Origin of the sequence: Paenibacillus etheri (assembly GCF_001012825.1) — a bacterium.
In the GTDB taxonomy this organism is placed as follows: domain Bacteria; phylum Bacillota; class Bacilli; order Paenibacillales; family Paenibacillaceae; genus Paenibacillus_AQ; species Paenibacillus_AQ etheri.
Genome location: NZ_LCZJ02000002.1, coordinates 1 through 26,937 on the forward strand (window position 1 = coordinate 1; position 26,937 = coordinate 26,937).

The window sequence follows — 26,937 nt, forward strand, 5'->3', positions numbered from 1 at the left end:
TGCGTAACCACTAAGATCACCGGTTTCTCCTAACACGCCGGCTAGACTGGTTACATTTACACCTCGAATGGTAAGCAATTTTTGGGCATAGGGAATGCACTCCAATACGAGATGTACTTCGTGTTCAATCTGCTCAAGCTGGTGCTGTGCCAAATCGTATTCTTCGAGTAGTTGACCCAAGTGCAACTTGTAGGCGTGTAGCGCCTTTGTAGCACCAACGCTGCATTTAGCTAGTGTAATAAGCTGCTCGGCCCGCCGCAAACCCGCATGACGCTTCACATATTGCTTCCAGCCAGAAATGACTTGCTCTGTCGTTAAGCGGCTAATTTCTTTCGGGAGAGGAAACAGCCTTAAGGTGGCAATGCTACTAGTGCAGGTGAGAATTTTGAAGACATGCCGAAGTTCTGGGAACACAATATCTACCCAGCGATGAATCTGGTTAACGGCACTGTTAAGGCGTTTGGTAACCGTGTCCCGATTGGCCATAAGAATCCGCAGTTCCTCGTAGGCTTCCGGGTTGAATCGTACGGGGGAATAGTAGCCGTTTTTGACCATATCCGCGATAACGAGCGCATCTTTGCGGTCGCTTTTTGATGGGGTATTGTCGCGATTTTCTTTGTTCTTTTTAACGAGGTGTGGATTAACGAGAACAGCCTCAATTCCTTGGTTTGAGAGCCAACGAGCCAGGCACAGCCAGTAATGTCCAGTGGGTTCCATACCCACAATGATTTCGCTCAGCTTGTAAGACTTGAGCAGATCTTGAATCCAGCGTCCGAACAGGCGAAAGCCCTCGTCATGGTTGCCGAACTCAAGCGGCGATCCCAACGCAATTCCCCGATAGCTCACTGCGCGAGCGACATGCATCTCCTGGGCAATATCTACACCGACAACCAGATGCAAAGAGGAAATGTTTTCAATGAGTTGATTTTGCTTGTCCTGAGCTTTAAACTTCATAGTAGAGCGACCTCCTAGATGGTGAATTAAAAGGGCTGTAGACCCGTATCCAACTCCCATGTTACAGAGGTGCTCTTTTTTGTACAAAGGCCAAATTATTCATTCTACAGGAATTCTAACGGGCAGTTTAGAGCAACATTAAATTCGGTATAATTTTGAAAGGAATGACAGCGGTGAAGACAGATAAAGAAATGTTGATATCGGTTATTTACAACGACACTTCAAGAGATGACGAAATTGACGATGCCGTTATGGATTTATCCAAATTTGATGACGATGAAGTGATACAAATTCTTATGAAAGTAGCAAATAACGCTTCATTCGATCACATGATAAGAGCCAGTGCAGGAGAATCTTTAGCAGATATTTGGTTAAGAAGAAGTATCATCAACTATACACAGTTAGGAACTCTGACAGAGATTGCATTGAAAGAAGCATTGGCAATGATTAAATCCAACCGAACTGATTGGTATACGACTTTTTCGGAATTATTCCCGATGAAAGTAAAGGAAGAACCGATTTTACGCTAATAGAACACGATTGCCTTCTGAGTTTTCTCACCGTACTATCCCTCTTTACTACCCGTTTGTGTCAACTGCGTCCTATCTATTGGGAGAGGAGGGATACTCCTACTCCCTTATATCTTCGTACTGTGCAGTAAACTTATTGTTTATAAAATCTGCTTCTTGGATAACCCTTTATAATTCCTTTGTCATCTACTATTATAAGGATGCTCTCACTGACATCGAAAACGAGCTTGGTGTGCAGATTTGCCTATAATTACCGGAATAAAGAGATTTGGCCGAAATTAGCATGCAGAATCGCATTTAATTGGGAGGTCTGGCACGTTCCTGCGTCTCTCCCGAGCTTAAGTTTCTCATTTCGGGCTGGAATCCGGCATGAACCGGTGCCCCCGTCAGTCCAAAATTCCGGGCAAGATGCGCGGCTTGGCATACGGTTCTGATTGTGGCATTTAGCGAAAATGCCAGCCGCAGTTTTTTGAAGATTAAGAATATAGATGTAACCTTTTACCCGTCTCATACATCTAATCAGCAGAAACAGTGACAACGAATGAACAATAAGACCTCATAGAGAATGGAGGCTGACGGTTGGATATTGATCAAGAGGAAGAAGTCAGGCGCGCGCAGGAAGGAGACGAGGAAGCTTTCATCCATCTTGTGAAAAGGCTGGAGCTGCAAATGTACAATGTGGCGAAATCGATTGTGAAGAAGGATGAGGATTGTGCAGACGCGATGCAGGAAACGGTATTGAAGGCCTACAAGGCCATTTCAACGCTGCACAGCCCCTATTTTTTCAAAACATGGCTGTTTCGTATTTTGATCAACGAATGCAATTTGATTTTACGTAAGCGTGCGCAGAATATCACTATGACCGAGCTGCCCCAGAGGCAAACGGTTTCCACCGAAGTTGAAGCTATCGACCTTCGCGAAGCGGTCTACCGGCTGGAGGAAGTGTCGCGGACGATCATTATCCTGCATTATTTTCAGGATCTTCCGCTGCAGCAGATTGCAGACATCCTGGAGCTGTCCGAGAGCGCGGTCAAGACACGGCTGCACAGGGCAAGGAAAACGTTATATGGATGGCTTGCAGACCCCGCAGAAAGGAAAGTGAACGCATGAGCAATCCGGAACTTGAGCTTGATCTGGGAATCTTGAAAGAGCAGAGGATTGAAGAGATGCCGGAATTAGTACGTGTCCGTATGGATCAAACCTATCAAATGCTGAGCAGCGTACCTCCGAAGCCTGTCTCTGTCAAGAAAAAAAGCCGCTGGCTGCGGAATGTTATGATTACAACGGCAAGTGTGGCGGCTGGGGGAGTTATTTTCATCAGTCTGGGATTCATTTCACCTGCGATGGCTCAAACCTTGAAACAAATTCCCTTCGTAGACAGTGTATTCAGATTGGCGGGAGACCTCGGGCTGCAAACCGCGAATGAGAAAGGGATGACTGCAGCTGTCCATCAGACGGTTACCCATCAAGGAGTAACGCTTAGTGTATCCGAACTGATGTATGACGGGAGCCGTTTATCCCTGGTGTTGACCCGTGATATGCCGGAGGACGCGAATGAAACTTTTTATGATTTGTGGGGGAGCGAGAAGGGTCCGGAAGGGCTTGTGAACAACATCGACTTTTTTATCAACGGTGAACCGGTAAATACCAGCTGGGGGATCTCCTCCGGCGGAGACCAGGCCCCTGACTCCCTCATTGTTACCACCTTTGAATCGGTAGAGGTGCCCGACGAGTTCGATTTTTCCATGGTGGTCAGAATAGCTAAGCTAAATCAGGATTTCGAATTCAATATTTCGGTGAAAAAGAATAATACGAACAGTATCGTGCTGACCCCGGCAGAGATGAAGACACACGATCATATCCACATGAAAATCAAGCGAATCGAGCTTAGCCAAACGACGACCCGTTTGGTTGTCGAGATTAGGGGTGAGCCCGGTGAATACGTTCGGGAGTTTCAGCAAAAGATTCCGGATAAATATAAAATCACAGGGTTCCTTAATATTGATTTTGATCTTACCGATGAGCAGGGGCGAACCCCGGCATTTATCGGAGGCAGCGGTTCGGGTGAAGGAGATTATTTATCCTATACAACCATGTTTGAGCCGATGGAGGCCACGCCGAAAACGGTCACCGTAAAGCCGTATATCCGCTCCAGAGAAAATAAAGTATATATTCCCGAGCTTGAATTTACAGTGCCTGTACAATAGCAGATTGGCAAAAAAATCTCCGGCAGATGACTTGGGACTGACCCCCGTTTATGAGACAGGGATCAAAACACCTTGCAAGTCTAAACAGCCAGTCGTCGGAAATCCACCGGCGACTGGTTATTTAGTTTCGCTTGAATCCGAATTGAGTTATAGTAGGTGATGTAGTCTCGAACGGTCTGTTCAACGATTGCCGTCGTTGTACACATAAGATCTTCGAGGTAGAACGTGCTGCTTATGATCGCAAAAAAAAGTATCGCCCTGGCAATTCGATGATTCACACACATAAATAATTCCTTTTCTTTCTGCTTTGAAATAACTCATATTAATCATCCTCGCTCTTCGTACTGGGAATCTGCTGACGCTGAGCTTCCATCAAATTACGTCTAAATGTAACAAGAGCTGCGGATACGATACTCCAGATTTCAGTTTCAAATGATTCAGGATCTAACCCTTCTAATACCGCTATTTCCTTAATCCTCTTAATATCAAAAGATTCTAATCTAACTTGCATCGTTTTCACTCCTTTACAGTTTGCGTCTACTGCTCAGTATCTTCGTACTGTGCAACAATCACTATGACTCTCGATGAAAAATCTTCTTTAAGCTAACAGGCAGTTTAACGCAACAAATTCTTCCTATATTCGTTTAAGTATTTAGAATGGCTTGGAAGGAAAAAGCATGAATTTAAAACGAATGGTTGTAGGAATTGCAGTCGTAATTATACTTATTTGCTCTCTCGCATTAATGCCTTTTGGTAAAAACCTAAGAATTGATACTGCTGAAAAGTTAATATCAACTCGAATTCAAGATGACACTTGGATTCTTGTGGGAAAAGATAAAAGGGATGAACTAATAAAAGAGTTTGAAGAGAAGTACGCCATGCCTTGAGCTAACGGTGAACAATAGTTCAATTACCCTTACCGTCTTTTGATTAGGATGTACTGGGCAGATAATTTATTGATTAATCATTTTATTTACAACAATCTAGGGGTATTTTATTGGAATTATCCTTGGAAATAAGCGAGGTCTTTACTTAAAGTGAACACGGTGAATCAAATGATAGAACAGAAATTTTGGATTCGATTTGAACTTGGATTGAATCCATTAAAAAATTCAGCTTATTTTGATGAAGTGAATTATCGAGCTAGTAGTATTTTAAAGTTCGTTTTTTCAAATGATGATGAAGTTCATGTTGTGAATAGAATTAGCTTTTTAAAAGGTAACAGGCTATGCGAACTTCCTGCAAGCGTCGTTATTTTAAATCAAAGGAATCTATACGCAATCTGACACTAGAGACTATTCCATATGAGCATGATGAAAGTGACATAGAATTTCTTACAAACGAATTTATAGTTAAAACTACTTTCCAAGATATTAGTAATTCCTATTTAATTACAGCGCTTGGGAACAAAGATTTCCGAAGGAAGCCACGAGTGCGTGGAAATATATATCTTTTGAATGTAACGAAACAAATTCTCTTTCATATGTACGACGATCGTGGTTGCGACGTCTATGCTAATAATAAAGAAGCGTTGCTTCCCCTGTACCATAAGAATCGAAAATGGATTCTAGACTATAACCGCATTTATATTGATGGACTGTTTGGAGAAGGACTTGTCGGTTACTCCGAAAGTGAGGATGAGAAAAGGCTGCGCCAAACCAATAATGAAGTCAAAATAAAAGAAACGCAGATAAACTTATATCGGGTAAATACCTGCCATATTATTCATTCACTTGAAATGCCTGCAAACAAAAGTATTCCATTTGAAGAAGAAACGGGGCAAACTGGTTTTAGTTTAACGATGCAATATAAAGTAAGCAACACAATAATCTACGATCTTGTTAAAACAGAGGCACTTGCTTTGATTGATTATCAAAGTGAGTTAATGAGTTTGTATGCAAAAAAATATCGTGGCATATATCATGGCTGGAAAATTGAAAGATCAAACTAATGTGGATAAGGGTAAACCACAAGAGTGTAAATCCTTTGCTATATTTGGACAAAAAACGTATATACATCGAAGAGTAACGTTTAAATGGTCATTAAGCTCCCATGAAAATAAAAGAAGCTTAAAACTCGAAAAAGAGCATATTAAAGTAGACCCAGAATAAGGATTTTTAAAAAAAGGCTGAGCCTCGTGAGTAATCATATAAAGATTGTAAGATCTTTAATCATACTGACAACAAACATAAAGGCAAGGCTGGTGCAACAACCAAAAAAGGATTAATCTCGCATGAGTGCTACCCATATAGGGTGCGACATTCTGTGATGCACCGTGGTGGTCGGAGTCAGACTAACGGTTGGGCTCTATGGCACCTTAGCTTATCGAACTTCTTCGCCAGCCGTAAAAACAGTATAGTCATAGGTATCCATTTTCATCCTCTGTGGTGCAGCGCCGATCTTGCGCTGCATGAATGACTAACGGAGAACGTTAGTTCAGAGACCCTGGGAGCAGTTTACTGCCGCGGCAGCTGCTCCTTCTGTCGTTAAGCTAAAGGGCAGTTTAGCTTCAGGAGAATAGAGGTCTTGATAAGCTTAATGTCGAAAAGAATGTATAACCGCATAAAAAACAGAAGGAGAGGTACTTTGAAAAAAATTAGGGGAGCAACAAAAGAGGAAATGATAGAAATTTTAAGATGGGATATGATGTTTGGGCAGATAATCTGCCATATGAAGAATATATAACTATGTGCCAGGCCTCCAATAAGTATAAAAAGGGAAAGTGGTACGTTCTTGAAGCAACAGATACAAAGAACTATTAAGCTCCCTCATCGTATATGAACTAAATCTTTCTGAAGACCAAATTGTAAAAGGGATTGGTTCAATCGCTACCCCTTTATATTTAAGAAAAAAAGGATATGCTTCTTTATTGGTCAAAGAAACGATAAATAAACTTGAACAGGAAGAAAGGTGTAAAAACTTTTTCCTTTATAGTGATATTGGGATAGAATTTTACAAAGGATTAGGTTTTATTGTACTACCTAATGATAGTAAAAAATATAAAGACAGTGTTTGTATGTATTACTCAAAAGAAAATGATATCGACTCCATATCACTTGATATCCCTGATTACTTTTAAAGCACATCCTTATTGAAGTAACGGAGAACTATAGTTCAATAATGAGAGGGCTGCCGAGAGGTAGCCCTTTGTTCAGCTAACGGGCAGATTAGTTGAATAAAATTCTGTTATGATTTAATTAATTGAACCTTAAAACTTAGAAGTGATAGTAAGAAATGCTCAGAGTAGATGTAGCTTATGCTTTTATTTATAAGGAAGATGAAAAAATCCTGATGGTTAATAACTAGAGGGAGTTGGTCGCTTCCTGGTGGCGCAGTTGAACAAGGAAACTTTAGAACAGGCAGTTATTCGTGAGACTAAAGAAGAAACAGGTTTAACAATTGAAGTGAGAAAATTGTAGCTGCTAATGAAGCGATTTTTTTAGGAAAAGGGGCATCACGTTTTATTCATAACCTTTAAAGCATAGATGGAGAAATTTCAATTCAAGATAAAGATGAAATTCCAGAAATAAAATGGATAGACATACAAAGAGCTAATGAATTAATGCCATATCATTCAGATGGAGTAGAAGGTTTACTTACATCCTCGTCACCTTATACATTTCAAGTTTAACCTCGTTCTTCTTCAACTTTGATTAATAGAAGTGAGGAAGAACGACAGGCTAAACACAAACAGCGCGCGCCGATTGAGCATCGGCACGCGCTGGCTGCATAGCTTTTTTCATCTATTCATATTCGCTAAAAGTTAGGTGCCAATCGAACAAGTTTATCCGGAGTGCCGTCACCGTTTTTATCGCCATTGTTGCTGGTGACGAAATAAAGCGAGCCGTCTGGGGCTTCGACAATGTCGCGGATGCGGCCGTATTTATTCAAAAACAAATAATTAAGATCACTACTGTTGATCGTCGGCTTGCCGTTTTGCTCTCCAATTACCATGCGAATGATCTGTTTGCCTTTTAAATTGGTAACAAGAAGATTTCCTGCCCACGGCCCTTGGGTTACAAAAGCTATGCCAGAGGGCGCCCAGGTTGTGCCATTGGCATAAATAAGCGGAGGCGTAATGCCTGGTTGATTCTGATTCCCGCCCTCATATTTAGGCCAACCGTAATTGTTACCGGGCTCAATGAAGTTAATTTCGTCCTTAGAGGATTCACCATGCTCCGATACAAAGAGACGGTTCGTTCCAGGCTGCCATGCTAATCCTTGAGGATTGCGGTGTCCCCGGCTATAAATCGGAGAGGAGGCACCAAACGGATTGTCGCTTGGAATGGTGCCGTCCAAATTCAGACGGAACATTTTTCCTCCGAGGTAAGTCAGCGTATCGTCTTTGTTTCCGTAGTTGCCGTCACCGAAATACAGTTTGTTGTCCGGGCCTATTTTCAAACGGCCGCCATTGTGATAGACCGCACCAGGAAGATTAGTGATAAGAACCTTGTCTAGTGTAGCGATGTTGTTATTTTCTTTAAGGCGAACGACCCTATTGGCTACTTTATTGTCTGATGTTTTGTAGGAATGGTAGATATAGATGTAATGATTGGTGGCAAAATTAGGATCGAGTGCCAGTCCCAATAAGCCGCCTTCGCTCTTAGGCATGTAATAAAAAGGTGAGCCCAGAGTAATGACTGGCGTTGATTTCAAATTCCCGTTCACAACGACACGAACTCTTCCGCTGTTGCGTTCCGTGAAGAAGATCCGTCCATCCGGTGCAAAATCGATAGCCCATGGTGTTTCCAGGTTGTTTGCGACAACCTCTGGTGTATAAGGATCGGAAGAGGCAGGGTTGGTTTTGACTGACAACGCATTACTTGCCGCGGATATGTTTCCTGCTAAATCTCTTGCTTTTACGGTAAAGTTGTACGTGGTATTTGCCGTAAGTCCTGTTACATTGAAGGATGTCGCAGGCGTGCTACCGGCTAATGTGCCATTCCTATAAATGTCGTACTCATAGACGCTTACGTTATCTGTCGATGCCGTCCAGGTCAAATTGACTGATGAAGATGTTTTGCTTGAGCTTATGAGTGCTGTCGGGGCAGTTGGGGCCTGCGTATCGGTTTGGGTTGTCGTTTTCACTGTTAGAGGACTGCTGGCATTGGAAATATTCCCTGCCGCATCTTTGGCCTTGACAGTGAAATTATATGTGGTATCCGGCGTTAAGCCGGTAAAGGTATAGGTAGTAGCCGTTACATTCGCTTGCGTCAATACATTGTCTTTGTACAAGTCATAGTCCTTCACGCCAACATCATCCAGCGATGCGGTCCAGGATATTTTAGCGGTTGTATCCGTTACACTGTTTGCTTGCAAGTTTGTCGGTTCGGTAGGCGGGAATACATCTCCGGTAGCGTTTACTTTCACCTTGTCAAAGGTGGCCGTGCTTAAACTGGATACATTATGGCTGGTGACAGCCAATCCTACATACAACGAAGCATTCATGTTTAGAGTCAAGTTGCCCAAATCGCCCCAGTTCAAACCGTTGTTGGAGACATATCCTTTGATGACGTTACCTTTGCGTTCTAGCTTTACCCAGGCTGGGCTCGTCGAAGCAATTTTAACGCTTTGGGAAGTTCCGCCCGTTTCAGTCCGGTACTGGAAGGTGAACCCGTTGGTAGGCGTCAATAGTAAATCGACATGCTTGGAATCAGCATTCAGCGTTTCCCTTATCATGATACCCGCTTTCGCGAAATCGTGTGAATTGGTCTGAGAAGAGACAAGGGCAATAATTGCGCCGTCTCCCGTCCAGGGCTGATACATATAATTGAACTGATCTGATTTGCCCCAAATGTCCGTGCCCGCGCCGCTTACAGAAAATTGGTCAGCAGCCGGATCGTAAGAAGCGCTGCCCGTTATTGCTGGCGAACCGATATTTTTTTGCTTCCACGGATTCGGTACAGCAGCTGCCACAGTTTCTTCCTCAACCTCTGCCTCAGCGAAGCCTGATGTAGGTAATAAAGCGAGTAGCATACAAAAGCAGAGACTTAAAGCCATAATTTTGCTTCGTGTAATCATCGCTACACTTCCTTTTTAGTTTTTTGAATGACAATAGGGGATTGCTTTAACAAACAATGAACTCCTCCTCCCTCAAAGTTAAACCGCTTACACTTTCGGTTTATATTTTACCACATATGGATAAAAAAGGAATGCAATCCCAAAAAAATAAGATTTTTAATTTTTATACACAAGCAGTCCAATTCTATGATGCCCTTCTTATTTATAATTGCGGGAAAGAGCCTCTTAGTTAATATAGACAATCTTCGAAGGGTTAAATTTGTCATGAAGGAAGGCAAAATTATATTCCGCTAACGGGACACTATAGTTCAACACTGAGAGGGGCTGTCGCTAGACAGCCTTTCGTTACGCTAACGGGCAGATTAATTGAATATAAATAAATATTACCTTGATGGAAATGGCAGTTGAATTATACTTAGTATACTAGATGATAAAATATGGAAGGTGACTTGATATAAACACACAGGCATTATTAGATAAAATAGTTGCACTTTTTAAAGAAGAGCTTAAAGGGAGCTTGTTAGGTATTTATTTGCATGGATCATTAGCAATGGGGTGCTTTAATCCCTTAAAAAGTGACGTCGATTTTTTAGTTGTTGTAAAAGAAAAGCTCACACCAGTAAATAACTCTAGGATTGCAAAAATAGCTTTATCTTTGCATGATGAAATGTCTGGGATTTCTAATGAACGTGGAATAGAATTCACCATCATCTTAGAAACGCACCTAAAAACTTTTGTTTATCCCACACCTTTTGAGTTCCATTACTCTGATTATCATAGGGAAAAATATCGTACAGATGAGAATTATCTTTGCGGGGGATTTGAAGATAAGGATTTAGCCTCTCAAATTGTTGTTGCCTATGAGAGAGGAATAACCCTATATGGAAAACCATTAAGTGAGCTTTATGAACCGATTAATAGTCAATATTACCTCGACTCCATTTTAAACGATGTGGAAGGATGTGCTGATGAGATCATCGACAATCCCCCTGCGTACCTTACTCCTATGTACCTAACCTTAAATTTCTGCCGAGTCCTTTATTATGTAAAAGAAGGTAAGATATCTTCAAAGCGAGAGGGTGGAGAATGGGGGAGAACATATTTGCCTCAAAGATTCCAGCCCTTGGTTAAGCATTGTCTAACTGCATACACCGACGAAACAGCCAACGGAGAAAAAAGCAATAGTAATCCTGATTTACAAAATTTATTAGCATTTGTTGAATATATGACACAAGAAATAAAGCAAAACGTATCGTTACGCTCCCGGGCAGGATAATTCAATCGTTTCTAGAATATTCTCTGAGTTGGATAATTTTATAAACTGTGAATATAACGTTATCTGAAAAATACGCAAAGATTATTTTTTGAAGGGATGATTAAATTGAAGCAAGGGATATTAGTTTATCTCAATGGAACTTCAAGTTCTGGAAAGACCTCCATATCTACTGAACTGATAAATCAGAAAGAGATTCCTTTTTATCATTTATCAATTGATGATTTTTTTAATAATTACAATGATTTTATTAATAATAAATTTCCAGATGAACCTCCAAGAGAAATAGATCATCAAGTTGTCTCACAAATACTTGATGATTCCATATTCTCAGTGTACCATTCGACAATTAAATTGTTATCAGAAATGGGTTTTAATGTAATAGTAGATACCGTAATCGACAATGACAAGAGGTTTAATGAGTTTCTTGATCAATTTTTCGATCAGCCTACGTTATTTATAGGTGTAATATGCTCGAAAGAAGAACTCATAAGAAGAGAGCAAGCAAGAGGAGATAGAAAAATTGGACTGGCAGCTTCACAGTTTAGCAAAGTATATTGCTTTGATGAATATGACCTCGAAGTAAATACTGAAGAGATGAATCCAAAAGAATGTGCCGAAAAGATATTAAGTTTTATTAAGTCCAATAAGGAATACTCGGTATTTAAGAAATTAAGTAAAAAAAATGTTAGTGTTTTCTAGATGGCGTATCCAGATAACACCATATTCAAGCATTGGGGCTATCCCCCTCGGCTGCCGCTGTTTCTTTTATTGGAGTAAGTCTAATACTTTATTTTCTTTTAACATAGACTACGTTAGTCCCGATGATGTGAATAGTCATCGTGATTTTTTATTTTTAAAAAGCAAACGTTTGGATGGCATATTGTTGAGGTAAGCTAAGCTATAGGCTAATTGAAGCTTTCTTTCATAAGTTGTCGCACGCGAAACACACAACGTCACGCGTACTCCTATTAGGGAGTTAACAGGTGGCGTTTTTTCATGTCCAATTCTACAGATAAAATAGCAACATGCCGCGTCTTAAACTGTGTTATTTCCCGTGAAACCTTATCACGAGTAAAGCAAAATGAAAAAAAGGACTGTACAAGAGCCAGCAGGATCACGGAAACAAAAACCTCTTAATATATTGCGAGATTCGGCTAAGTGTATATTCTTAGCTCAGGAAGTTACAGAGAAAGTCATGACAGCACTCAACATAATTTTTATGGAAAGTTAGCTTTACATGCGCAGTCCAATATGTTATTCTTATGGAAAGTTAACTTTCCATAATTACTTCAGGAGGTAAGGTATTGAAAAACAGGCTTGAAGAGATTAGAAAAGAAAAAGGTATTAAACAAGAAGAACTAGCGGATAAATTGGAAGTATCCAGGCAAACGATTGGTTCACTTGAAAATGGCCGGTATAACCCATCCATCATTCTTGCATTTAAGATTGCTCGATTTTTTGAAATGAGTATTGAAGATATTTTCATTTACGAGGAGGAGCTGGGAAATGAAAACGGTAAGTAAATGGGTGCTCTTAACAATTGCAGGTGCTATTATGGTTTATATGGGTGGATTTATTTTAATTGACGAGAAGCTAAAAGGCATTTCCGGTTTGCTCATTGGTGTGGGTTCAGTCCTCACAGTGCTTGGAGTAGGAAATATGGTGTATTCGTTATGGCTTAATAAGCCTCAGAACAAAGTAAAGAATGATGAGAAAATTAGAATGAGTAAAATTGAGGCTAATGACGAACGGAAAATAAGAATAAGAGAAAAAGCGGGTTGGAAAACTAATATTGTTAACTTTTACATCCTAATTGCTCTAACTGTTGTGTTTAGTTTAATGGGAGTAGATCAAACTGTAGTCACTGTGTTATGTGGTGTTTTTGTTTTTCAAATCTCTTTAGGAATTTTCCTGTTTAATTATTATGCTAAGAGAATGTAATTGGAATGACGTCACATCAATTAGACCATTCAAAAATATTTTTTTAGGAGAGAATGACATGGAGGTTTTCGCAGAATATTTAACGCAAATTGATAACCCGCAGCATCGGGAGCGAATGGAAGAGGTGTTGGGTTGGGTAACTAAGAAATTCACAGATTTAAAACCGAAAATTGCGTGGAATCAGCCTATGTTCACCGATCACGACACCTATATTATTGGCTTTAGCGTATCCAAACAACATATGGCTGTTGCGCCTGAAATCGCAGGGATTAATCATTTCTCTGATGCAATTGTACAGGCTGGCTATGATCACACCAAGCAGTTGTTACGGATCGGGTGGGATAGCCCGGTTGATTTCTCATTGCTTGATAAAATGATTGAGTTTAACATTATGGACAAGGCAGATTGTTCAACTTTTTGGCGAAAATAAAAAATGAAGCAGTAGTTAGTCTCGATGATGAAGACATCATCGGGATTTTTTTATTTAGGAGTAAGATTTTCTTATATGAAAGGTTACTGGAAATGGGATTAATATGCTCGCTAGTCGTTATTGGGGGCGAGAATATTAGTTCTTTTTGTCGAATCCATAATTCTTTCTTAGCGGATCATTAGCAAACATGCTAATATAATGACTGAAAAGGTTGAAAGCCCTTACTTTTTACGGATAGAGGACGATCATCTCATGTTCACATGATAAAGAGGGGAAGAGACTGCATGCGGCGGATACTGTCGATGTTAAAGTTAAATACGCTGCGAAATCAAATGTTGCTCGGTTTCCTCGCCGTCATGCTCATCATTCTGACATTCGTTGGAGGGATTACGTTCCATTCAGTCTCGACGCTACTCAAGAACAATGCGGAGAAGCATATTCAGCAAACCGCGATTCAGGCTAACGGCCGTTTGGAAAGCGTTCTCGAACAGATCAATTCTTTGACGACGCTGGTATCGACCAACGATTATATTCAGCAACTCCTTTTACGCGATATAGAGGGTCATCCTGCTACCTTTACGGAACGGCAAGCGCTGCCATCTATTATCAATCTGGTCCAAATCTATACGGACGGTATCAAATCTGTTGAGCTTTATAATAAAGACGGTGTGAGGCTGTATCCTCTCGACGGCAGCACGCTTAGAGATAAGGTACCCGAGGATTGGATCGAAATGGCGACGAGAAAGGAAGGCAGTCTCGTTTGGTTCGGTATTGATCCGCTTGATTCTACATCGCTTGTAGCGATTCGGCAGATCAGCCTTATCGATCGGCATTTCACAACTGGAGGCTATTTACTCATTCGCTCAGACCGAGACAAGTTTGCACTTAAAGACTCTTTATCCGGGGAGGGGGATGGAGAAACAGTATTGCTCCTCGCCCCTGATGGTCAGTTCATCACGTCTAATGATGACACTATTTCACAAAAGACTGCTGCAAAGCTGGTGGAGGAATCCGAAAATCAGAACGTTTCCATCGGCAAGCGGTCCTTTATCGTCGTCAAACAGCGATCTTCCGTAACGGGATGGACGCTGCTCATCTTAACCCCGGTTAACGTCATCACCAAGGGGATATCGGTCTTGCGTACGACCATCGTAGTATCGGCCTTGATCGGCACCTTATTGTTCACCGTGCTTTCTTTTTTCCTGTCTATTCTTATTACTAGACCTGTGTTCAGGCTGATCAAAGCGATGAGAAGTACCCGCCTCGGCATTTTGAAGCCTATCGAAAACGTATCGTCCACTATGGAAATTCAGGAACTAAATTATTCCTATAACAAAATGGTTGATAATATCAACGAGCTGATCCAGTTGGTTTATGAGAAGGAGTTATCCCGGAGTCATACGGAGTTGAAGGCACTTCAAGCGCAAATTAATCCGCATTTTTTGTTTAATACCCTAGATGTTCTGTACTGGTCGCTGCTGGATAGGGATGAAGATCAACTGGCGGAGTATGTTGTCGCCATGTCTGATTTATTCCGCTATACGATCACCGGATCGAGTAAAGGGGGATGGGTGAAGTTACAGGATGAGATGGAGCATGTAAAGCGATATCTGCTTATTATGAAGATGCGATTTGAAGATCGCTTAGAGTGGGAAATTGAGGCTCCTTCTGAATTTTCAAATGTGGAGTTACCTCGACTGTTGCTGCAGCCCCTTGTAGAGAATGCCGTATTGCATGGGGTCGAGAGCAAGATCGAATCGGGATGGATAAAGCTAACGGTTGCTGGAGACGAAGAATGGGTCACCATTACGGTGGAAGATGACGGGATGGGCATGGACGAGGAGATGCTGCGCTCTCTTGTGGAAGGGCTGGATAGCGGAAAGGTATCTTCTTCAAAAGATTCCGGCGTCGGAATCGCTAATGTGCATAGAAGGCTTCAACTATTTTTTTCGAGAGAGAATGAGCAGGGTGCAGTAATGACCATCGATAGCCAAAAGGGTCAAGGCACCCGTATAAACATCAAAATTCCTGTTCGAGGAGACAAAATGCCATGAGAAGCCGAACAATTCTTATTGTCGACGATGAACCGAGATCTAGAGAAGGAATGAAGAAAATACTAGAGGTGTGGGCAGCCGGTCATTATGAAATCCTTACGGCAAGCAATGGGATCTCGGCTATGGAAATTCTGGAGGAAATACCGGTGGAGCTTATGATATCGGATATCCGCATGCCGGGAATCAGTGGTCTTTCTTTAGTCAGCCAAATAAGGGATAAAAAAATACAGCGTCAGCCATCCGTTATTCTCATCTCCGGTCATGCCGAGTTCGAGTATGCTCAGCAAGCGATTCAGTTGTCCGTAGTTGAATATTTGCTCAAGCCAGCCAGCCGGGAAAAGCTAATCACATCTGTGGAGAATGCCCTGAAGGCTGGGGAAGAGCAGGAACATATCGGCTTCATGCGGAAGATGGCCGATCCACAATTAATGGCCATAAGAGATGAAGATGCCGCATTAAGCGATCCGGTCCGTCAGGCGATAGACTATGTGGAAATGCATATAGAAGAGGCGATCAGCCTGCAGGAAGTAGCCGGACTTGTTCATCTGAACGGGAGTTATTTCAGTTCTCTTTTCAAGGAGCAATGCCAGATGAATTTCAGCGAATACGTTGCCCGTAGAAAATTGCAGAAAGCAAAGGAATTATTGCTGAAAACGAATCTGCCTATAGCGGAAATTGCAAGCCTTACGGGTTACCAGACGGTTAAATATTTCAATAAGCTGTTCAAGGAGTACGAAGGAATGAGTCCAGGGCAGTATCGTTCTTCCATGAGGAATGGTACAGAAGCGAATATCCAATAATGGCTCAGCAAGGGGGGGAGATCTACGAAAAGAATCGGATTATATAGCACTCTTTTCTTAACATTGTTATTGATAACAACAGCTTGCAATGGGGACAAAGGGAATAGCACCAAGAGCGATGGCGAAAAAATCACTTTAAAAATGATGCATCTATGGCCGGATAGCAATAACTCCGCGCAAAACAAAATGGTAAAAGAAATCATCAGAGAGTTTGAAGAAGATAATCCGAATATCACCATCAAGACGGAAGTTCTTGAAAATGAGCAGTATAAAAGCAAACTGAAGGTGCTTGCCGCATCTAACGATCTACCGGACATCGGATTTACCTGGGCAGCAGGCTTTATGGATCCTTATGTTAGGGGAAATAAGTTTGCAGCTATGGACGATCTTTTACAGGATGAGTTGAAAGGAAAATTCGTAGCCGGTACGACGGAGGGGTACTCCTTTGATGGGAAGACGTATGCTCTTCCTGTCGAACTAAACATAGTACCGGTCTATTATAATAAAGTAATTTTTTCGGAATTTAATCTGCAGCCTCCCCAAACCTTGGATGATCTCAAAGCGATCATTCGAACACTGAATAACAATGGCATAACACCTGTTACTCTTGGCGGTAAGGACGGTTGGCCGGCTTCCTTCTGGTACATGTATTTGGCTGATCGTATCGGGGGACCGGACTTGATGGATAAAGCTGTTGCGGATCAGGACTTCACAGACCCTTCCTTGCTAGAGGCTGCAAGACAAGTGCAAGAGCTGGTAAACCTGAACACATTCATTAAAGGTTACAACGGATTATCCAATGATGAAGCCAAGGTACAGTTCATGAACGGAAAGTCAGCCATGTTCGTAACAGGGACTTGGGAGCTGCCAGATTTCACGACTACTACGAATATAGCCCAAGAATTTAAAGTCAACATCGGGTATTTCAAGTTCCCGACAGTTGAAGGCGGCAAAGGCAACGTGGACGATTGGGTCGGTGGTCCGGGCACTGGATTGTTCGTTTCCAAAAATTCTAAGCATGCTCTGGAGGCCAAAGAATTCGTCAGCTTTTTCGTTCAAAAGTGGGGAGAGCATTCTGTTGTCAATGCAGGTGTAATCCCGGCTACAAAAGTAGATACTGCGGCCATCAAGCTACCGCAAATGTTCATTGATCTATTAAACGAGTTAAATAAGGCTAATAAAGTAACTCTTTATCTAGATACACAAATGAAACCGGTCGCTTCTACTATACACATGAACCAGATTCAGGCATTGTTCGGCGAAGCCGTCACGCCAGAAGAGTTCATCAAGAAACAGGATGATGCACTAAAAGCAGATAAGTAATGATCAGAAATATAAACAGATAATCGAGACGCCAAGGGATAGATCCCTTGATGTCTCTTTTTTTGCGCTCTATAGAACTGAATCTAAAAATAGTGGAAGTTTTCCTAAAGAGGGTGTCCTTATGCTTAAGGATTGCAGGATCTATAATTATGTATGCGGTTACAAGAAACCGAAGTGTCAATACAAAAGGGGAGGCAAAGTATGAAAAGTATGAAACGTAGTTTAGTGGGGATCTCTACATTGCTCGTGATGTCATCTGCTCTCGCAGCATGTGGTGGGAACTCAAATTCCAACTCATCTAGCCCAAGTTCAACGCCTGCACCAGCAGCCAATACTACCGAAGCTCCATCAAAAGGAACGGGTGAGAAAGTCACTATCAATCTCTGGAGCTTTACGGACGAGATTCCTAATATGACCAAGAAGTATATGGAGACTCATCCTGACGCGAATGTAGAGTTCAAAACTACAGTTATCGCAACCACCGACGGCGCTTATCAACCTGCGCTTGATCAGGCTCTGTCCGCTGGAGGAAAAGATGCTCCGGACATCTATGCAGCTGAATCAGCATTCGTACTCAAGTATACACAAGGGGACGCATCCAGCTATGCAGCCAACTATTCTGATATGGGCCTTGATGACCAAATGGTTAAGGATGCTGGCATCGCGCAATACTCGGTTGATATCGGCAGCCTAGACGGTAAATTAAAAGCCCTCGGCTATCAAGCGACTGGCGGCGCCTTTATCTATCGCCGCTCCATTGCGAAGGATGTTTTTGGAACAGATGATCCAGCCACCATCAAAACTGAAATTGGACCAGGCTGGGATAAATTCTACGATGCAGCCGCGAAGTTGAAAGCTAAGGGATACGGTATCGTTTCTGGCGATGGCGATATCTGGCACCCGATCGAGAACAGCTCTGACAAAGGCTGGATTGTTGATGGTAAGCTTCATATCGATCCGAAGCGTGAAGAGTTCCTGGATCTTTCTAAAAAGCTGAAAGACAATGGCTATCACAACGATACGACAGACTGGACGGAAGCATGGTACGCGGATATGTCCGGTGCCGGCGCTCAACCGATCTTCGGTTTCTTCGGTCCTGCTTGGCTCATCAACTACGTGATGAACGGTCAAGTAAAAGACACGAATGGCGACTGGGCTGTTTCCGAACCACCGACAGGTTTCTTCTGGGGTGGCACTTGGCTGCTTGCCAACAAAGACGTCACCAAGGACGAAGCCAAGAAACAGGCTGTTGCGGACTTTGTGAAGTGGATTACCCTCGACACCTCCGAAACGGGACTCCAACATTACTGGGCTAACGGTACGATGAAGGAAGGCGAGCAAGGTACGAAGGACAGCGTTGCATCCTCCGTTGTCATGTCGAAGTCAAACGGCGAAGTTCCACTGCTCGGCGGTCAGAACATGTTCGACGTGTTCGTACCAGCCAACGCAAATGCTTCAGGTAAGAACTTGACCCAGTATGACGAAACAATCAACAAGCTCTGGCGTGATCAAGTACGTGAATACACAGCAGGCAATAAGGACCGTGCCAAAGCGATCGAAACCTTTAAGCAACAAGTCAAAGACCAACTTGGCATTGAAAGCGAATAAGAAGGATTCGGAGGGGCGGGGGAGTAATCCCGCCCCTTCATATCAACTAAAGAGGTGAGAGCATGCGCCGCAAAAATGTGAACTATTCGAAATACGGTTATATTTTTACCTTTCCGTTTGTCCTGGCATTTCTGATTTTCTCACTGTATCCCATTTTATATACCGCAGTCATTGGATTCACCGATATGAAAGGAATCATACCAAAACCGATCCATATTCTTGACAATCCTTTTCAAAACTTCAAAGATCTTCTCTTTGATAATCCTTCGTTTCGGAAGTCTTTGATCAACACTGGATTGCTCTGGATTACTAACTTCGTTCCCCAGATGCTTCTCGCGCTCTTGCTAACCGCATGGTTCACGAATAAGCGTCTCAACATAAAGGGACAAGGCTTGTTCAAGGTTCTGCTCTATATGCCTAATATCATCACAGCGAGTACGATTGCCGTGTTGTTCAGCACTTTATTCGCCTATCCAATGGGTCCTGTAAACAGTTTGTTTCAAATGTTGGGATGGACTGACGCTCCGGTGTTCTTCCTGCAGGATAAGACGACAGCACGGGGCATTGTCTCGTTCATCCAGTTCTGGATGTGGTACGGCAACACCATGATCGTCCTGATTGCTGGCGTTATGGGTATAAATCCTGCACTCTTCGAGTCTGCATCGATTGACGGGGCCAACGGGTTTCAAACCTTCTTCCGCATCACCCTGCCAAGTCTACGTACGATATTGCTGTTCACACTGATTACATCGATGGTGGGTGGTTTGACCATGTTCGATATTCCGCAATTATTCCTTGCAGGCGGACCGGACGATTCTACGCTTACCACGTCCATGTTTATCTATGGGCAAGCATTCAAGGGCAGCTACATGTACAATCGTGCTGCAGCAGCGAGTATGATCATGTTCTTGATTTCGGCAGTACTGGCTGGAATACTGTTCTACGTGATGCGTGACCGCGATGCGTCAAGACTTAAAAAAATACAAAAACAAAAGTATAGAAAAGCTGCTATGGCAGCCCGTGAGGGAGGTGTAACACATGGCAAATAATCAGAAAAGCGGAACCGTTAACCGAAAGATCAACAAGACAATTATCTATGTTGTTTGCATCTCTTTGGCGGTGCTCAGTATCCTGCCGTTTTGGATCATGTTTGTAAATGCCACACGCTCTACACCGGAAATTCAAAGCGGACTTTCTCTGCTTCCTTCGAGCCACATGATGAGCAACCTGCGAGTGTTGCTCGATAAGAGCTTCGATCCGCTTCAAGGCTTCATGAATTCATTCATTATCGCAAGTTCTGCAACCCTCTGCACGGTCTATTTCTCGTCTTTGGCGGCCTATGGGCTCGTGACCTACAGTTGGAAGCTGCGGGGACCATTCTTCACCTTCATCATGTGCGTGATGATGATTCCTTCCCAGGCAAGCGCAATTGGATTCTATCAGTTCATGTATAAATTACATTGGACCAACAATTTTCTTCCGCTGATTCTACCAGCAATTGCTGCACCGGCTGTGGTGTTCTTCATGCGCCAATACTTGCTCGCAACTCTGTCGATAGAGATCGTGGAAGCTGCGCGCGTAGATGGGTCTGGTGAATTCTTCACTTTCAACCGGATTATCTTACCGCTGATGATGCCGGCAGTAGCCACACAGGCCATCTTTGCCTTTGTGGCTAACTGGAACAACCTGTTCATGCCGTTGATATTGCTGACACAGAAGGAGAAATATACCATGCCAATCATGGTAAGCTTGCTCCGAGGTGATATCTACAAAACGGAGTTCGGCTCGATCTATATGGGGCTGGCTTTAACAGCTTTACCGCTGTTTGTGGTTTATTTCTTGTTATCCAAATACATTATCGCGGGCGTAGCGCTTGGTGGTGTCAAAGAATAACCTCAGCCGCTGGCTTCAATTAAGTAATCTCAATGAGGAGGAGAATCCTATTATGGCAACAAAAAATGAACCATTAGTTACCCATCTATATACAGCCGATCCCTCCGCTCATGTATTTGAGGGCAAGCTGTATATCTACCCATCCCATGATATCGACCATGATGGACCTACGAATGATAATGGTGACCAATATACGATGGAAGATTATCATGTGTTTTCTTTGGAAAATCCTACGTCCCCCTGTGTAGATCACGGAGAAGCACTTCATCTACGGGATGTGCCTTGGGCTTCGAAGCAAATGTGGGCACCTGACGCTGCATACCGGAAGGGAACGTATTACTTGTTTTTCCCGGCCCGGGATAAAGAAGGTATTTTCCGCATCGGAGTGGCTACGTCAACTTCTCCGTCTGGTCCTTTCCAGGCTCAAGAAAGCTATATCGAAGGGAGCTTCAGCATCGATCCAGCCGTATTCGTGGACGAGGATGAAAGAGCCTACATGTATTTTGGTGGCTTATGGGGCGGACAATTAGAAAAGTGGCAAGACGGTGTATTTCAGCAAGATGCGGTAGAAAAGGGCCCAGAGGAACCGGCTTATGGTCCTTGGGCGGGTGAGCTGAGTGTAGACATGCTGACATTCAAATCTGCCCCTCAGGAGATCACCATTATTGATGAAGAAGGGAAATCCATCCTTGCGGGTGATGAAGACAGGAGATACTTCGAGGGTCCATGGATGCACAAGTACAAAGGGAAATACTATCTCTCGTACTCCACGGGCACGACCCATAAGATCGTCTACGCGGTGAGTGATAAGCCTTGCGGCCCCTTTGTTTTTCAAGGAACGATCCTGAATCCAGTCGTTGGCTGGACGACCCATCATTCTATCGTGGAATTTAACGAAAAATGGTATCTGTTCTATCATGATGCATCTCTGTCTGGCGGCGTAGACCATAAACGCAGTATGAAATTTACGGAGCTCCATTATGAAGAAGACGGCAGAATTCGGCCAGTAGTACTCTGATCAGAAGGCTCACACAAATATTGCTGAGTGCTTATTATCTTTCTAAAGCGTCCCGGAATCCGAATTGGATTAGGGATGTTTTTTTGTTCAAATAGTACGTAAAAGGAGGCATGTTCATTATCTAACGCTGAATTCACGTTGTAGGCTATCGCCCTATGGATGGCAGATGTATAATCATGGAATAAAGCGTAAAGGATTTGAAGCGATGAAATTCTATTTGTTAGTTATTCAAGCCTTTTATTTATTATCGCTAATTCCCTGGTTCATAATTTGGGGATTATCCTTTATGGTTTTTGACAATGGAATCTCAGCATGGGGAATATCAATAATGATAATTGTTTCTTTGTATCCGGTTGCTGTTGTAATTTGTTCGATTTTATCTTGGCTCTTTAGGGGAAAGTTTAAATCTATTACTATCTTTTTTATTAGTGCCATCCCGTTACTGTGGGTGATTACGTTCGGAGCTATATTAATTGGTTATTAAATTAGTGCTCGATAATGCAGGGGTGTATTTGTTGTTTTTAGTATCCCATGTAAAAGTCCCATGTACTAAATAATATCCGCCTTCTGGTTCATACTTTTTCCTACATGTTTTTCATTTGATGAGAAGGGGCAATGATTGTATAGAATAAATCCTTGCCTTTTAAATATATAAAAGTTATTATGGATTCATAAAGTCTATAATTAATACCAAAGGGGATTTGTTCTTTTTTTGAGAAAATAAAGGATAACATAAGTCCTTAATATCTTTAATGTAAATTGAAAAGCGAAGAGGAGAATTAGGATGACTCATGATTGTGTAATTATTGGCGGAAGACCGGCAGGTCTAAATGCAGCTCTGGTGCTAGGCAGGGCAAGAAAAAGTGTAGTTGTTATTGATGAAGGACGCGCACGTAATAGGGTTACTCGAGAAACGCATGGCTTTCTTACTAGAGATTCTATAAGTCCAAGCGAATTTAGGCGGATTGCGAAGGAGCAGATTAGTGCCTATCCATCCGTTACTTTTGCGGAAGATACCGCACTGTTGATTACGGGAACCGATGGTGATTTTCAAATTACGACTGTTCAGGGTCAGACCTATCGAAGCAAAAAGCTGCTCTTTACCATAGGGATGAAGGATCTTCCGATGGATATTAAGGGGCTCTCAGATGTGTATGGCAAAAGCGCCTTTATCTGCCCTTATTGTGATGGATGGGAACTAAGAGATCAGCCTCTTGTCGTAATTGTTAAGGGAGCCGATGCAACGCATATGGCCCAAGTGTTATCTGGTTGGACGAAAAAGATTACCATATGTACTAATGGATCTGATGACTTGACGGATGCACAACGCGATGAGCTAAATCAACATAACATTCCTGTCTTTAACTCACCGATTCAGTTGATCGAATCTAATGACGGTATGGTGGAGCAAGTAGTTCTGAAGGATGGTACTAGTATCCTATGTAGGGGGATATTTTTCAGACCGAAGCTTATGATCGGGTCAGATTTGCCGCAAGCTATCGGTTGCAAGATCACAGAAGCTGGAACAGTTATCGTAGATAATCTAGGTAAAACGAACGTTCCTGGAGTCTTTAGTGCTGGTGATGCAGCAACACATCTTCATCAAGCCATTATTGCCGCTTCTATGGGCTCCTTAGCTGGGGTCGGCATTAACAACGAACTAAATGAAGAGGAATGGTGTAACATATGGTGCTATTGTACAAAATAGTCTAATTCATTTATTCCCTTGTGCTGAATCTACATCCAGATTAATATAGAAACTATATTTGTTCTGAGAGGGGTAGTTCAAAATAAAAATTGGATTCCTAATTATTGATATGCAAAACCTTTTCTTACACGATCATATGGAGAAATTAAATGTAAGTGAGGCCTGTGAATACATTAATCATGTGTCTGGGTTACTTCGTGCGAAGGACCAAATCGTCATCCATATACAAGACATGGAAGGGGCGAATGCGGATACGGATCCAAAAGCAAGAAATAGTATACCGGAAATTACAGTAGCACCCACGGATATCCAGATGACGAAAGAATTCTCTAATGCTTTTTGGAAAACGGATTTGGAACAACTGCTACGTGAACATGGTGTTGAATTTATCATCGTTGCGGGCTTCGCCGCAGAACATTGTATAACCTTTACTATTAACGGTGCACAAGAAAGAGGCTTTCAAGCAGCCCTTTTACAGAAGGCAATTCTTAGCACACGGCCAGATGCTATTACCTCAATTTACCGTGATCGGCATATGATCTCTTACCCTGTGATCGAATTCTTAATGGAGAACATTGCTTGAGATTCTACTAATAGAAGCAAATGATAATAATTGGAGTTACGTATTAGATAACTAATATGTAACTCCATTTTATTATAGGATCGTCCTTCACTAATTGAATTTTCTATATTTATTTAGATAAGAAAAGTCCCCTTTTAGACTAACGACTGAGATTGTTAAGTTAACGGACAGGATAATGGAAATGATTTGTAGAAAAAAACCTATAAATGAAAGTGACAAAAGTAGTGTAGGGCGTGTGGATTCCAGATCTCGCAGATGCTATTGGATCATATGTCTATCCTCTCTGGCGATTTTCAATCCGGACAATTCTACCGTCAGTTGAATAAAGCGCATGTGACAATTCAACCATCTCTTGATAGGATTGCGTTTGCGAAAATGCTATGCTGTTTTCGACAGTGCGCACTGTACATTTTGTTTTATTGGAGGTATACAATGCTCGACTTGCGTAAAATTGGAGCTTATATATCGAAGCTTCGCAAAGACCAGGATCTGACCCAATTGGAACTTGCCGATCAACTGAATGTAAGTCATCAAGCGGTATCGAAATGGGAACGGGGCGACTCGCTACCGGATATCGGAACGCTTCCGCAGTTTGCGAGGTTATTCGGCAAAACGGTAGACGACATTTTAAATGCAGGAGACAACGCAGAAAATCGGGAGCACCAGCACCTAGGAACGATCGTTGAGGAGATCGCAGAGAACAGGCCGGACCAAGTTGCAGAGATGGTCAATACCGGTGAGGTGGAGGTGGAAGAGCTTGTAGAAATAGCGCCGTTTGTAAAAGCAAGCGCTCTGCATAAGGTTACAGAACGATTAGACAGCAGCGTCCTTAAGTTAGACGTGATCATACGGCTGGCTCCGTTCCTTGGAACAGGTACATTGGATGATCTGGTTCGTCAGGCAGAAGAGGGCGGAATTGTGTGGAATGCCATTACTGGACTCGCTCCGTTCGTCAGCAGCGACACATTAAGCCGACTGGTAGATAAATCGCTTGACGGTTCCTTAGAAGTGCACAATCTTGTTGAAATTGCCCCGTTTCTTGAAAGAGAACATGTAGATCGGTTGGTACAACAAGCAGAAGAGGGCAGCTTGAGCTGGCATTCCGTTCAAGGGCTGGCACCCTTTATTAGCAGAGAAACGTTAAACCGCTTGGTAGACCGGGTTGCAGATGGCACCATCGATGCGAACCTGATCATAAGCCTCGCACCTTTTCTGGAGAGAGGAAATCTCGAGAAGTTGATCGACGGAGTCGAAGCTGAACATCTTAGCCCAGATCTGCTGGCAAGCCTTGCTCCTTTCGTCGATCAAGGGACATTGAGCAGAATGGTGACAAACTTATTAAATAAAGTAAAGTAGACACGTATATCGGAGATCGGAGATTGGTGATGCATAGACCTTCGGCGATCTTCAAAGCTACCGGCTTGAAATTCGGTAGCTTTTTGTTTGGATTTTCGGATCATTGTGAACGAGCATTACACAGAAACCTTCCAAAATTTTGTGAGAATAATGTTCTGGACTAGGCAACGGCGTTAAGTTAAAGGAACACGATAGTTCAATGCAACAAGAAGGCAGCCGATCAGAGGATCAGCTGCCGTTTTTATTGAAGTAAAGGGCAGGATAACTCAGTAATTTCGCGAATAAGACGTTATAAGAAATCGGCGAGAAACTATAAGGAGCAGAGAACATGAAATGCCCTCACTGTAACAACGAATTAAGTGACCTTCCTTTATGTTACGGAAGTGAAGCACCCTATTATTTTCACACTGTACCAGAAGAGAAAAGAACAGAATTAATTAGAGATTTTTGTGTAATTGATGAACAGCATTTCTTTATTAGAGGACATATCGAAATACCAATAATTGATAGTGATGAGAAATTTATATGGAGTGTTTGGGTTTCTCTTAGTGAAGAAAACTTTTTGAAATCTAATGAATTATTGCACGTAGAAGGAAGGGAAACTGAAATACCTTATTTTGGTTGGTTATCGACTGAACTTTCAATATATCCAATAACTACATTATCGTTAAAGACAATGGTACATACACAAGAAGTTGGTGCTGTTCCGTTAATAGAATTAGAACAAACGAATCATCCACTTGCAGTTGAACAAAGAGAAGGAATTACTATGGGGAGAGTTAAAGAAATTGCTCATTTAATAAATCATAGTCAGTAAGAGAAGAATTTGAAAGTATAGTCGAAGAAGCTGCCGACATCTTATAACACTGTGTTCGATTATCCCCATGGAAATAGAATTCAAATTGAAGTGGAAAACATTGAAGAATCGATTGAAATATCAGTTGAATTAGGTGCTGAGATTGTAAAAGACAAAATGGAATTTGATAACTTCTATTTAGCTTATTTAGTAGATCTAGTAAGCAAAGGTATTGGACTAAATCAGTTGCTCTTCTTGATCTGCTAAGGGTTTTCGGTGAAGCGTAATCAGCTGACAACCCTGCAAGGCTAAGTCCATCGGACTCGGTGCGTAATGTCGATTAAGCTATACCAGCTAATAGCTTGTCAACATTACCAGTAAAGTGATTTTAAATCATGTGGTATAGTTAAAATGAGCATGCCAAAAAAACCTTCAATTT

At 42.2% G+C, this 26,937-nt stretch carries 28 protein-coding genes and 1 pseudogene; 24 read left to right on the plus strand and 5 right to left on the minus strand.

The window, feature by feature from the left end; genetic code table 11:
* On the minus strand, nucleotides 1–954 hold a 954-nt coding region (locus UQ64_RS00325; protein ID WP_060621484.1), incomplete at its 3' end, for an IS110 family transposase.
* Between the two features lie 173 nt (nucleotides 955–1,127).
* Here UQ64_RS00325 and UQ64_RS00330 point away from each other — a divergent pair.
* The 3 genes from UQ64_RS00330 (at nucleotide 1,128) to UQ64_RS00340 (ending at nucleotide 3,691) form a co-directional block, all read left to right on the plus strand.
* The gene (locus UQ64_RS00330) at nucleotides 1,128–1,484 is read left to right on the plus strand and encodes a hypothetical protein (RefSeq protein ID WP_060621486.1); all 357 of its coding nucleotides are present in this window, start codon (nucleotides 1,128–1,130) and stop codon (nucleotides 1,482–1,484) included.
* Nucleotides 1,485–2,069: 585 nt separating this feature from the next.
* The gene (locus UQ64_RS00335) at nucleotides 2,070–2,594 is read left to right on the plus strand and encodes a sigma-70 family RNA polymerase sigma factor (RefSeq protein ID WP_060621529.1); all 525 of its coding nucleotides are present in this window, start codon (nucleotides 2,070–2,072) and stop codon (nucleotides 2,592–2,594) included.
* Complete coding sequence (locus tag UQ64_RS00340; protein WP_060621488.1) at nucleotides 2,591–3,691, plus strand: DUF4179 domain-containing protein; 1,101 nt, start codon at nucleotides 2,591–2,593, stop codon at nucleotides 3,689–3,691. The genes UQ64_RS00335 and UQ64_RS00340 overlap by 4 nt, the downstream gene beginning before the upstream one ends.
* Nucleotides 3,692–3,771: 80 nt before the next feature.
* On the opposite strand, the gene UQ64_RS29770 is transcribed toward UQ64_RS00340, so the two are convergent.
* Together UQ64_RS29770 and UQ64_RS00345 are read right to left on the minus strand one after the other, a co-directional pair.
* Nucleotides 3,772–3,969, minus strand: coding sequence for an IS3 family transposase (locus tag UQ64_RS29770; RefSeq protein ID WP_425339559.1), 198 nt, complete (start codon nucleotides 3,967–3,969; stop codon nucleotides 3,772–3,774).
* Between the two features lie 44 nt (nucleotides 3,970–4,013).
* Entirely contained in the window at nucleotides 4,014–4,202 is a 189-nt protein-coding gene (locus UQ64_RS00345) for a hypothetical protein (protein WP_060621490.1), read from the minus strand.
* 166 nt (nucleotides 4,203–4,368) lie between these two features.
* Between UQ64_RS00345 and UQ64_RS00350 the strand changes: the two genes are divergently transcribed.
* The 4 genes and pseudogenes from UQ64_RS00350 (at nucleotide 4,369) to UQ64_RS31860 (ending at nucleotide 7,322) form a co-directional block, all read left to right on the plus strand.
* Nucleotides 4,369–4,578 (plus strand): hypothetical protein, encoded by a 210-nt coding sequence (locus UQ64_RS00350; RefSeq protein WP_060621492.1) that lies wholly within the window; start codon nucleotides 4,369–4,371, stop codon nucleotides 4,576–4,578.
* 168 nt (nucleotides 4,579–4,746) lie between these two features.
* Nucleotides 4,747–4,977, plus strand: a complete 231-nt coding sequence (locus UQ64_RS32760) for a DUF3885 domain-containing protein (RefSeq protein ID WP_425339560.1) — start codon at nucleotides 4,747–4,749, stop codon at nucleotides 4,975–4,977.
* Nucleotides 4,920–5,642, plus strand: a complete 723-nt coding sequence (locus UQ64_RS00355) for a DUF3885 domain-containing protein (protein WP_060621494.1) — start codon at nucleotides 4,920–4,922, stop codon at nucleotides 5,640–5,642. The genes UQ64_RS32760 and UQ64_RS00355 overlap by 58 nt, the downstream gene beginning before the upstream one ends.
* A 1,283-nt stretch (nucleotides 5,643–6,925) precedes the next feature.
* Nucleotides 6,926–7,322: pseudogene (locus UQ64_RS31860) on the plus strand (NUDIX hydrolase).
* 125 nt (nucleotides 7,323–7,447) lie between these two features.
* On the opposite strand, the gene UQ64_RS00365 reads toward UQ64_RS31860, so the two are convergent.
* Nucleotides 7,448–9,712 (minus strand): PQQ-dependent sugar dehydrogenase, encoded by a 2,265-nt coding sequence (locus UQ64_RS00365; RefSeq protein ID WP_060621498.1) that lies wholly within the window; start codon nucleotides 9,710–9,712, stop codon nucleotides 7,448–7,450.
* 481 nt (nucleotides 9,713–10,193) lie between these two features.
* On the opposite strand from UQ64_RS00365, the gene UQ64_RS00370 reads away from it, so the two are divergent.
* The 12 genes from UQ64_RS00370 to UQ64_RS00425 all read left to right on the plus strand — a co-directional run bounded on the left by UQ64_RS00370 (nucleotide 10,194) and on the right by UQ64_RS00425 (nucleotide 22,055).
* A complete protein-coding gene (locus UQ64_RS00370; RefSeq protein WP_280818134.1) occupies nucleotides 10,194–10,988 on the plus strand; it encodes an aminoglycoside adenylyltransferase domain-containing protein in 795 nt (264 codons plus the stop codon).
* A 105-nt stretch (nucleotides 10,989–11,093) separates the two neighbouring features.
* Nucleotides 11,094–11,687 carry a chloramphenicol phosphotransferase CPT family protein gene (locus UQ64_RS00375; protein ID WP_060621505.1) on the plus strand — a complete coding sequence of 198 codons (594 nt, stop codon included), beginning with the start codon at nucleotides 11,094–11,096 and terminating at the stop codon, nucleotides 11,685–11,687.
* A 605-nt stretch (nucleotides 11,688–12,292) separates the two neighbouring features.
* Nucleotides 12,293–12,511: a helix-turn-helix transcriptional regulator gene (locus tag UQ64_RS00380; protein WP_036681352.1), complete on the plus strand. Its 219-nt coding sequence runs from the start codon at nucleotides 12,293–12,295 to the stop codon at nucleotides 12,509–12,511.
* Nucleotides 12,495–12,929, plus strand: a complete 435-nt coding sequence (locus UQ64_RS00385; RefSeq protein WP_060621508.1) for a hypothetical protein — start codon at nucleotides 12,495–12,497, stop codon at nucleotides 12,927–12,929. Before UQ64_RS00380 ends, UQ64_RS00385 begins: the two co-directional genes overlap by 17 nt.
* Before the next feature lie 58 nt (nucleotides 12,930–12,987).
* Complete coding sequence (locus UQ64_RS00390; RefSeq protein ID WP_060621509.1) at nucleotides 12,988–13,359, plus strand: iron chaperone; 372 nt, start codon at nucleotides 12,988–12,990, stop codon at nucleotides 13,357–13,359.
* Between the two features lie 284 nt (nucleotides 13,360–13,643).
* A complete protein-coding gene (locus tag UQ64_RS00395) occupies nucleotides 13,644–15,413 on the plus strand; it encodes a sensor histidine kinase (protein WP_060621510.1) in 1,770 nt (589 codons plus the stop codon).
* Entirely contained in the window at nucleotides 15,410–16,213 is an 804-nt protein-coding gene (locus UQ64_RS00400; RefSeq protein ID WP_060621511.1) for a response regulator transcription factor, read from the plus strand. The genes UQ64_RS00395 and UQ64_RS00400 overlap by 4 nt, the downstream gene beginning before the upstream one ends.
* Before the next feature lie 141 nt (nucleotides 16,214–16,354).
* Nucleotides 16,355–17,536 carry an extracellular solute-binding protein gene (locus UQ64_RS00405; RefSeq protein ID WP_082650921.1) on the plus strand — a complete coding sequence of 394 codons (1,182 nt, stop codon included), beginning with the start codon at nucleotides 16,355–16,357 and terminating at the stop codon, nucleotides 17,534–17,536.
* 201 nt (nucleotides 17,537–17,737) lie between these two features.
* The gene (locus UQ64_RS00410; RefSeq protein WP_082650922.1) at nucleotides 17,738–19,144 is read left to right on the plus strand and encodes an ABC transporter substrate-binding protein; all 1,407 of its coding nucleotides are present in this window, start codon (nucleotides 17,738–17,740) and stop codon (nucleotides 19,142–19,144) included.
* 62 nt (nucleotides 19,145–19,206) lie between these two features.
* On the plus strand, nucleotides 19,207–20,193 hold the full coding sequence (locus UQ64_RS00415; protein WP_060621514.1) for a carbohydrate ABC transporter permease: 987 nt from the start codon (nucleotides 19,207–19,209) through the stop codon (nucleotides 20,191–20,193).
* Nucleotides 20,183–21,037: a carbohydrate ABC transporter permease gene (locus UQ64_RS00420; protein WP_060621516.1), complete on the plus strand. Its 855-nt coding sequence runs from the start codon at nucleotides 20,183–20,185 to the stop codon at nucleotides 21,035–21,037. The genes UQ64_RS00415 and UQ64_RS00420 overlap by 11 nt, the downstream gene beginning before the upstream one ends.
* A gap of 52 nt (nucleotides 21,038–21,089) precedes the next feature.
* Entirely contained in the window at nucleotides 21,090–22,055 is a 966-nt protein-coding gene (locus tag UQ64_RS00425; RefSeq protein WP_060621518.1) for a glycoside hydrolase family 43 protein, read from the plus strand.
* Between the two features lie 237 nt (nucleotides 22,056–22,292).
* Here the strand turns inward: UQ64_RS00425 and UQ64_RS31495 are convergent, their stop codons facing one another.
* Nucleotides 22,293–22,490: a hypothetical protein gene (locus UQ64_RS31495; RefSeq protein ID WP_209445670.1), complete on the minus strand. Its 198-nt coding sequence runs from the start codon at nucleotides 22,488–22,490 to the stop codon at nucleotides 22,293–22,295.
* A 349-nt stretch (nucleotides 22,491–22,839) separates the two neighbouring features.
* Between UQ64_RS31495 and UQ64_RS00435 the strand changes: the two genes are divergently transcribed.
* The 5 genes from UQ64_RS00435 to UQ64_RS31500 all read left to right on the plus strand — a co-directional run bounded on the left by UQ64_RS00435 (nucleotide 22,840) and on the right by UQ64_RS31500 (nucleotide 26,765).
* Complete coding sequence (locus UQ64_RS00435) at nucleotides 22,840–23,763, plus strand: NAD(P)/FAD-dependent oxidoreductase (protein ID WP_060621522.1); 924 nt, start codon at nucleotides 22,840–22,842, stop codon at nucleotides 23,761–23,763.
* A gap of 88 nt (nucleotides 23,764–23,851) precedes the next feature.
* Nucleotides 23,852–24,346: a cysteine hydrolase family protein gene (locus tag UQ64_RS00440; protein WP_342447555.1), complete on the plus strand. Its 495-nt coding sequence runs from the start codon at nucleotides 23,852–23,854 to the stop codon at nucleotides 24,344–24,346.
* 432 nt (nucleotides 24,347–24,778) lie between these two features.
* Nucleotides 24,779–25,702 (plus strand): helix-turn-helix transcriptional regulator, encoded by a 924-nt coding sequence (locus UQ64_RS00445; RefSeq protein ID WP_060621525.1) that lies wholly within the window; start codon nucleotides 24,779–24,781, stop codon nucleotides 25,700–25,702.
* A gap of 328 nt (nucleotides 25,703–26,030) precedes the next feature.
* Entirely contained in the window at nucleotides 26,031–26,519 is a 489-nt protein-coding gene (locus UQ64_RS00450) for a DUF2199 domain-containing protein (protein WP_060621527.1), read from the plus strand.
* 51 nt (nucleotides 26,520–26,570) lie between these two features.
* On the plus strand, nucleotides 26,571–26,765 hold the full coding sequence (locus UQ64_RS31500; RefSeq protein ID WP_060621528.1) for a hypothetical protein: 195 nt from the start codon (nucleotides 26,571–26,573) through the stop codon (nucleotides 26,763–26,765).
* Nucleotides 26,766–26,937: the final 172 nt, after the last annotated feature.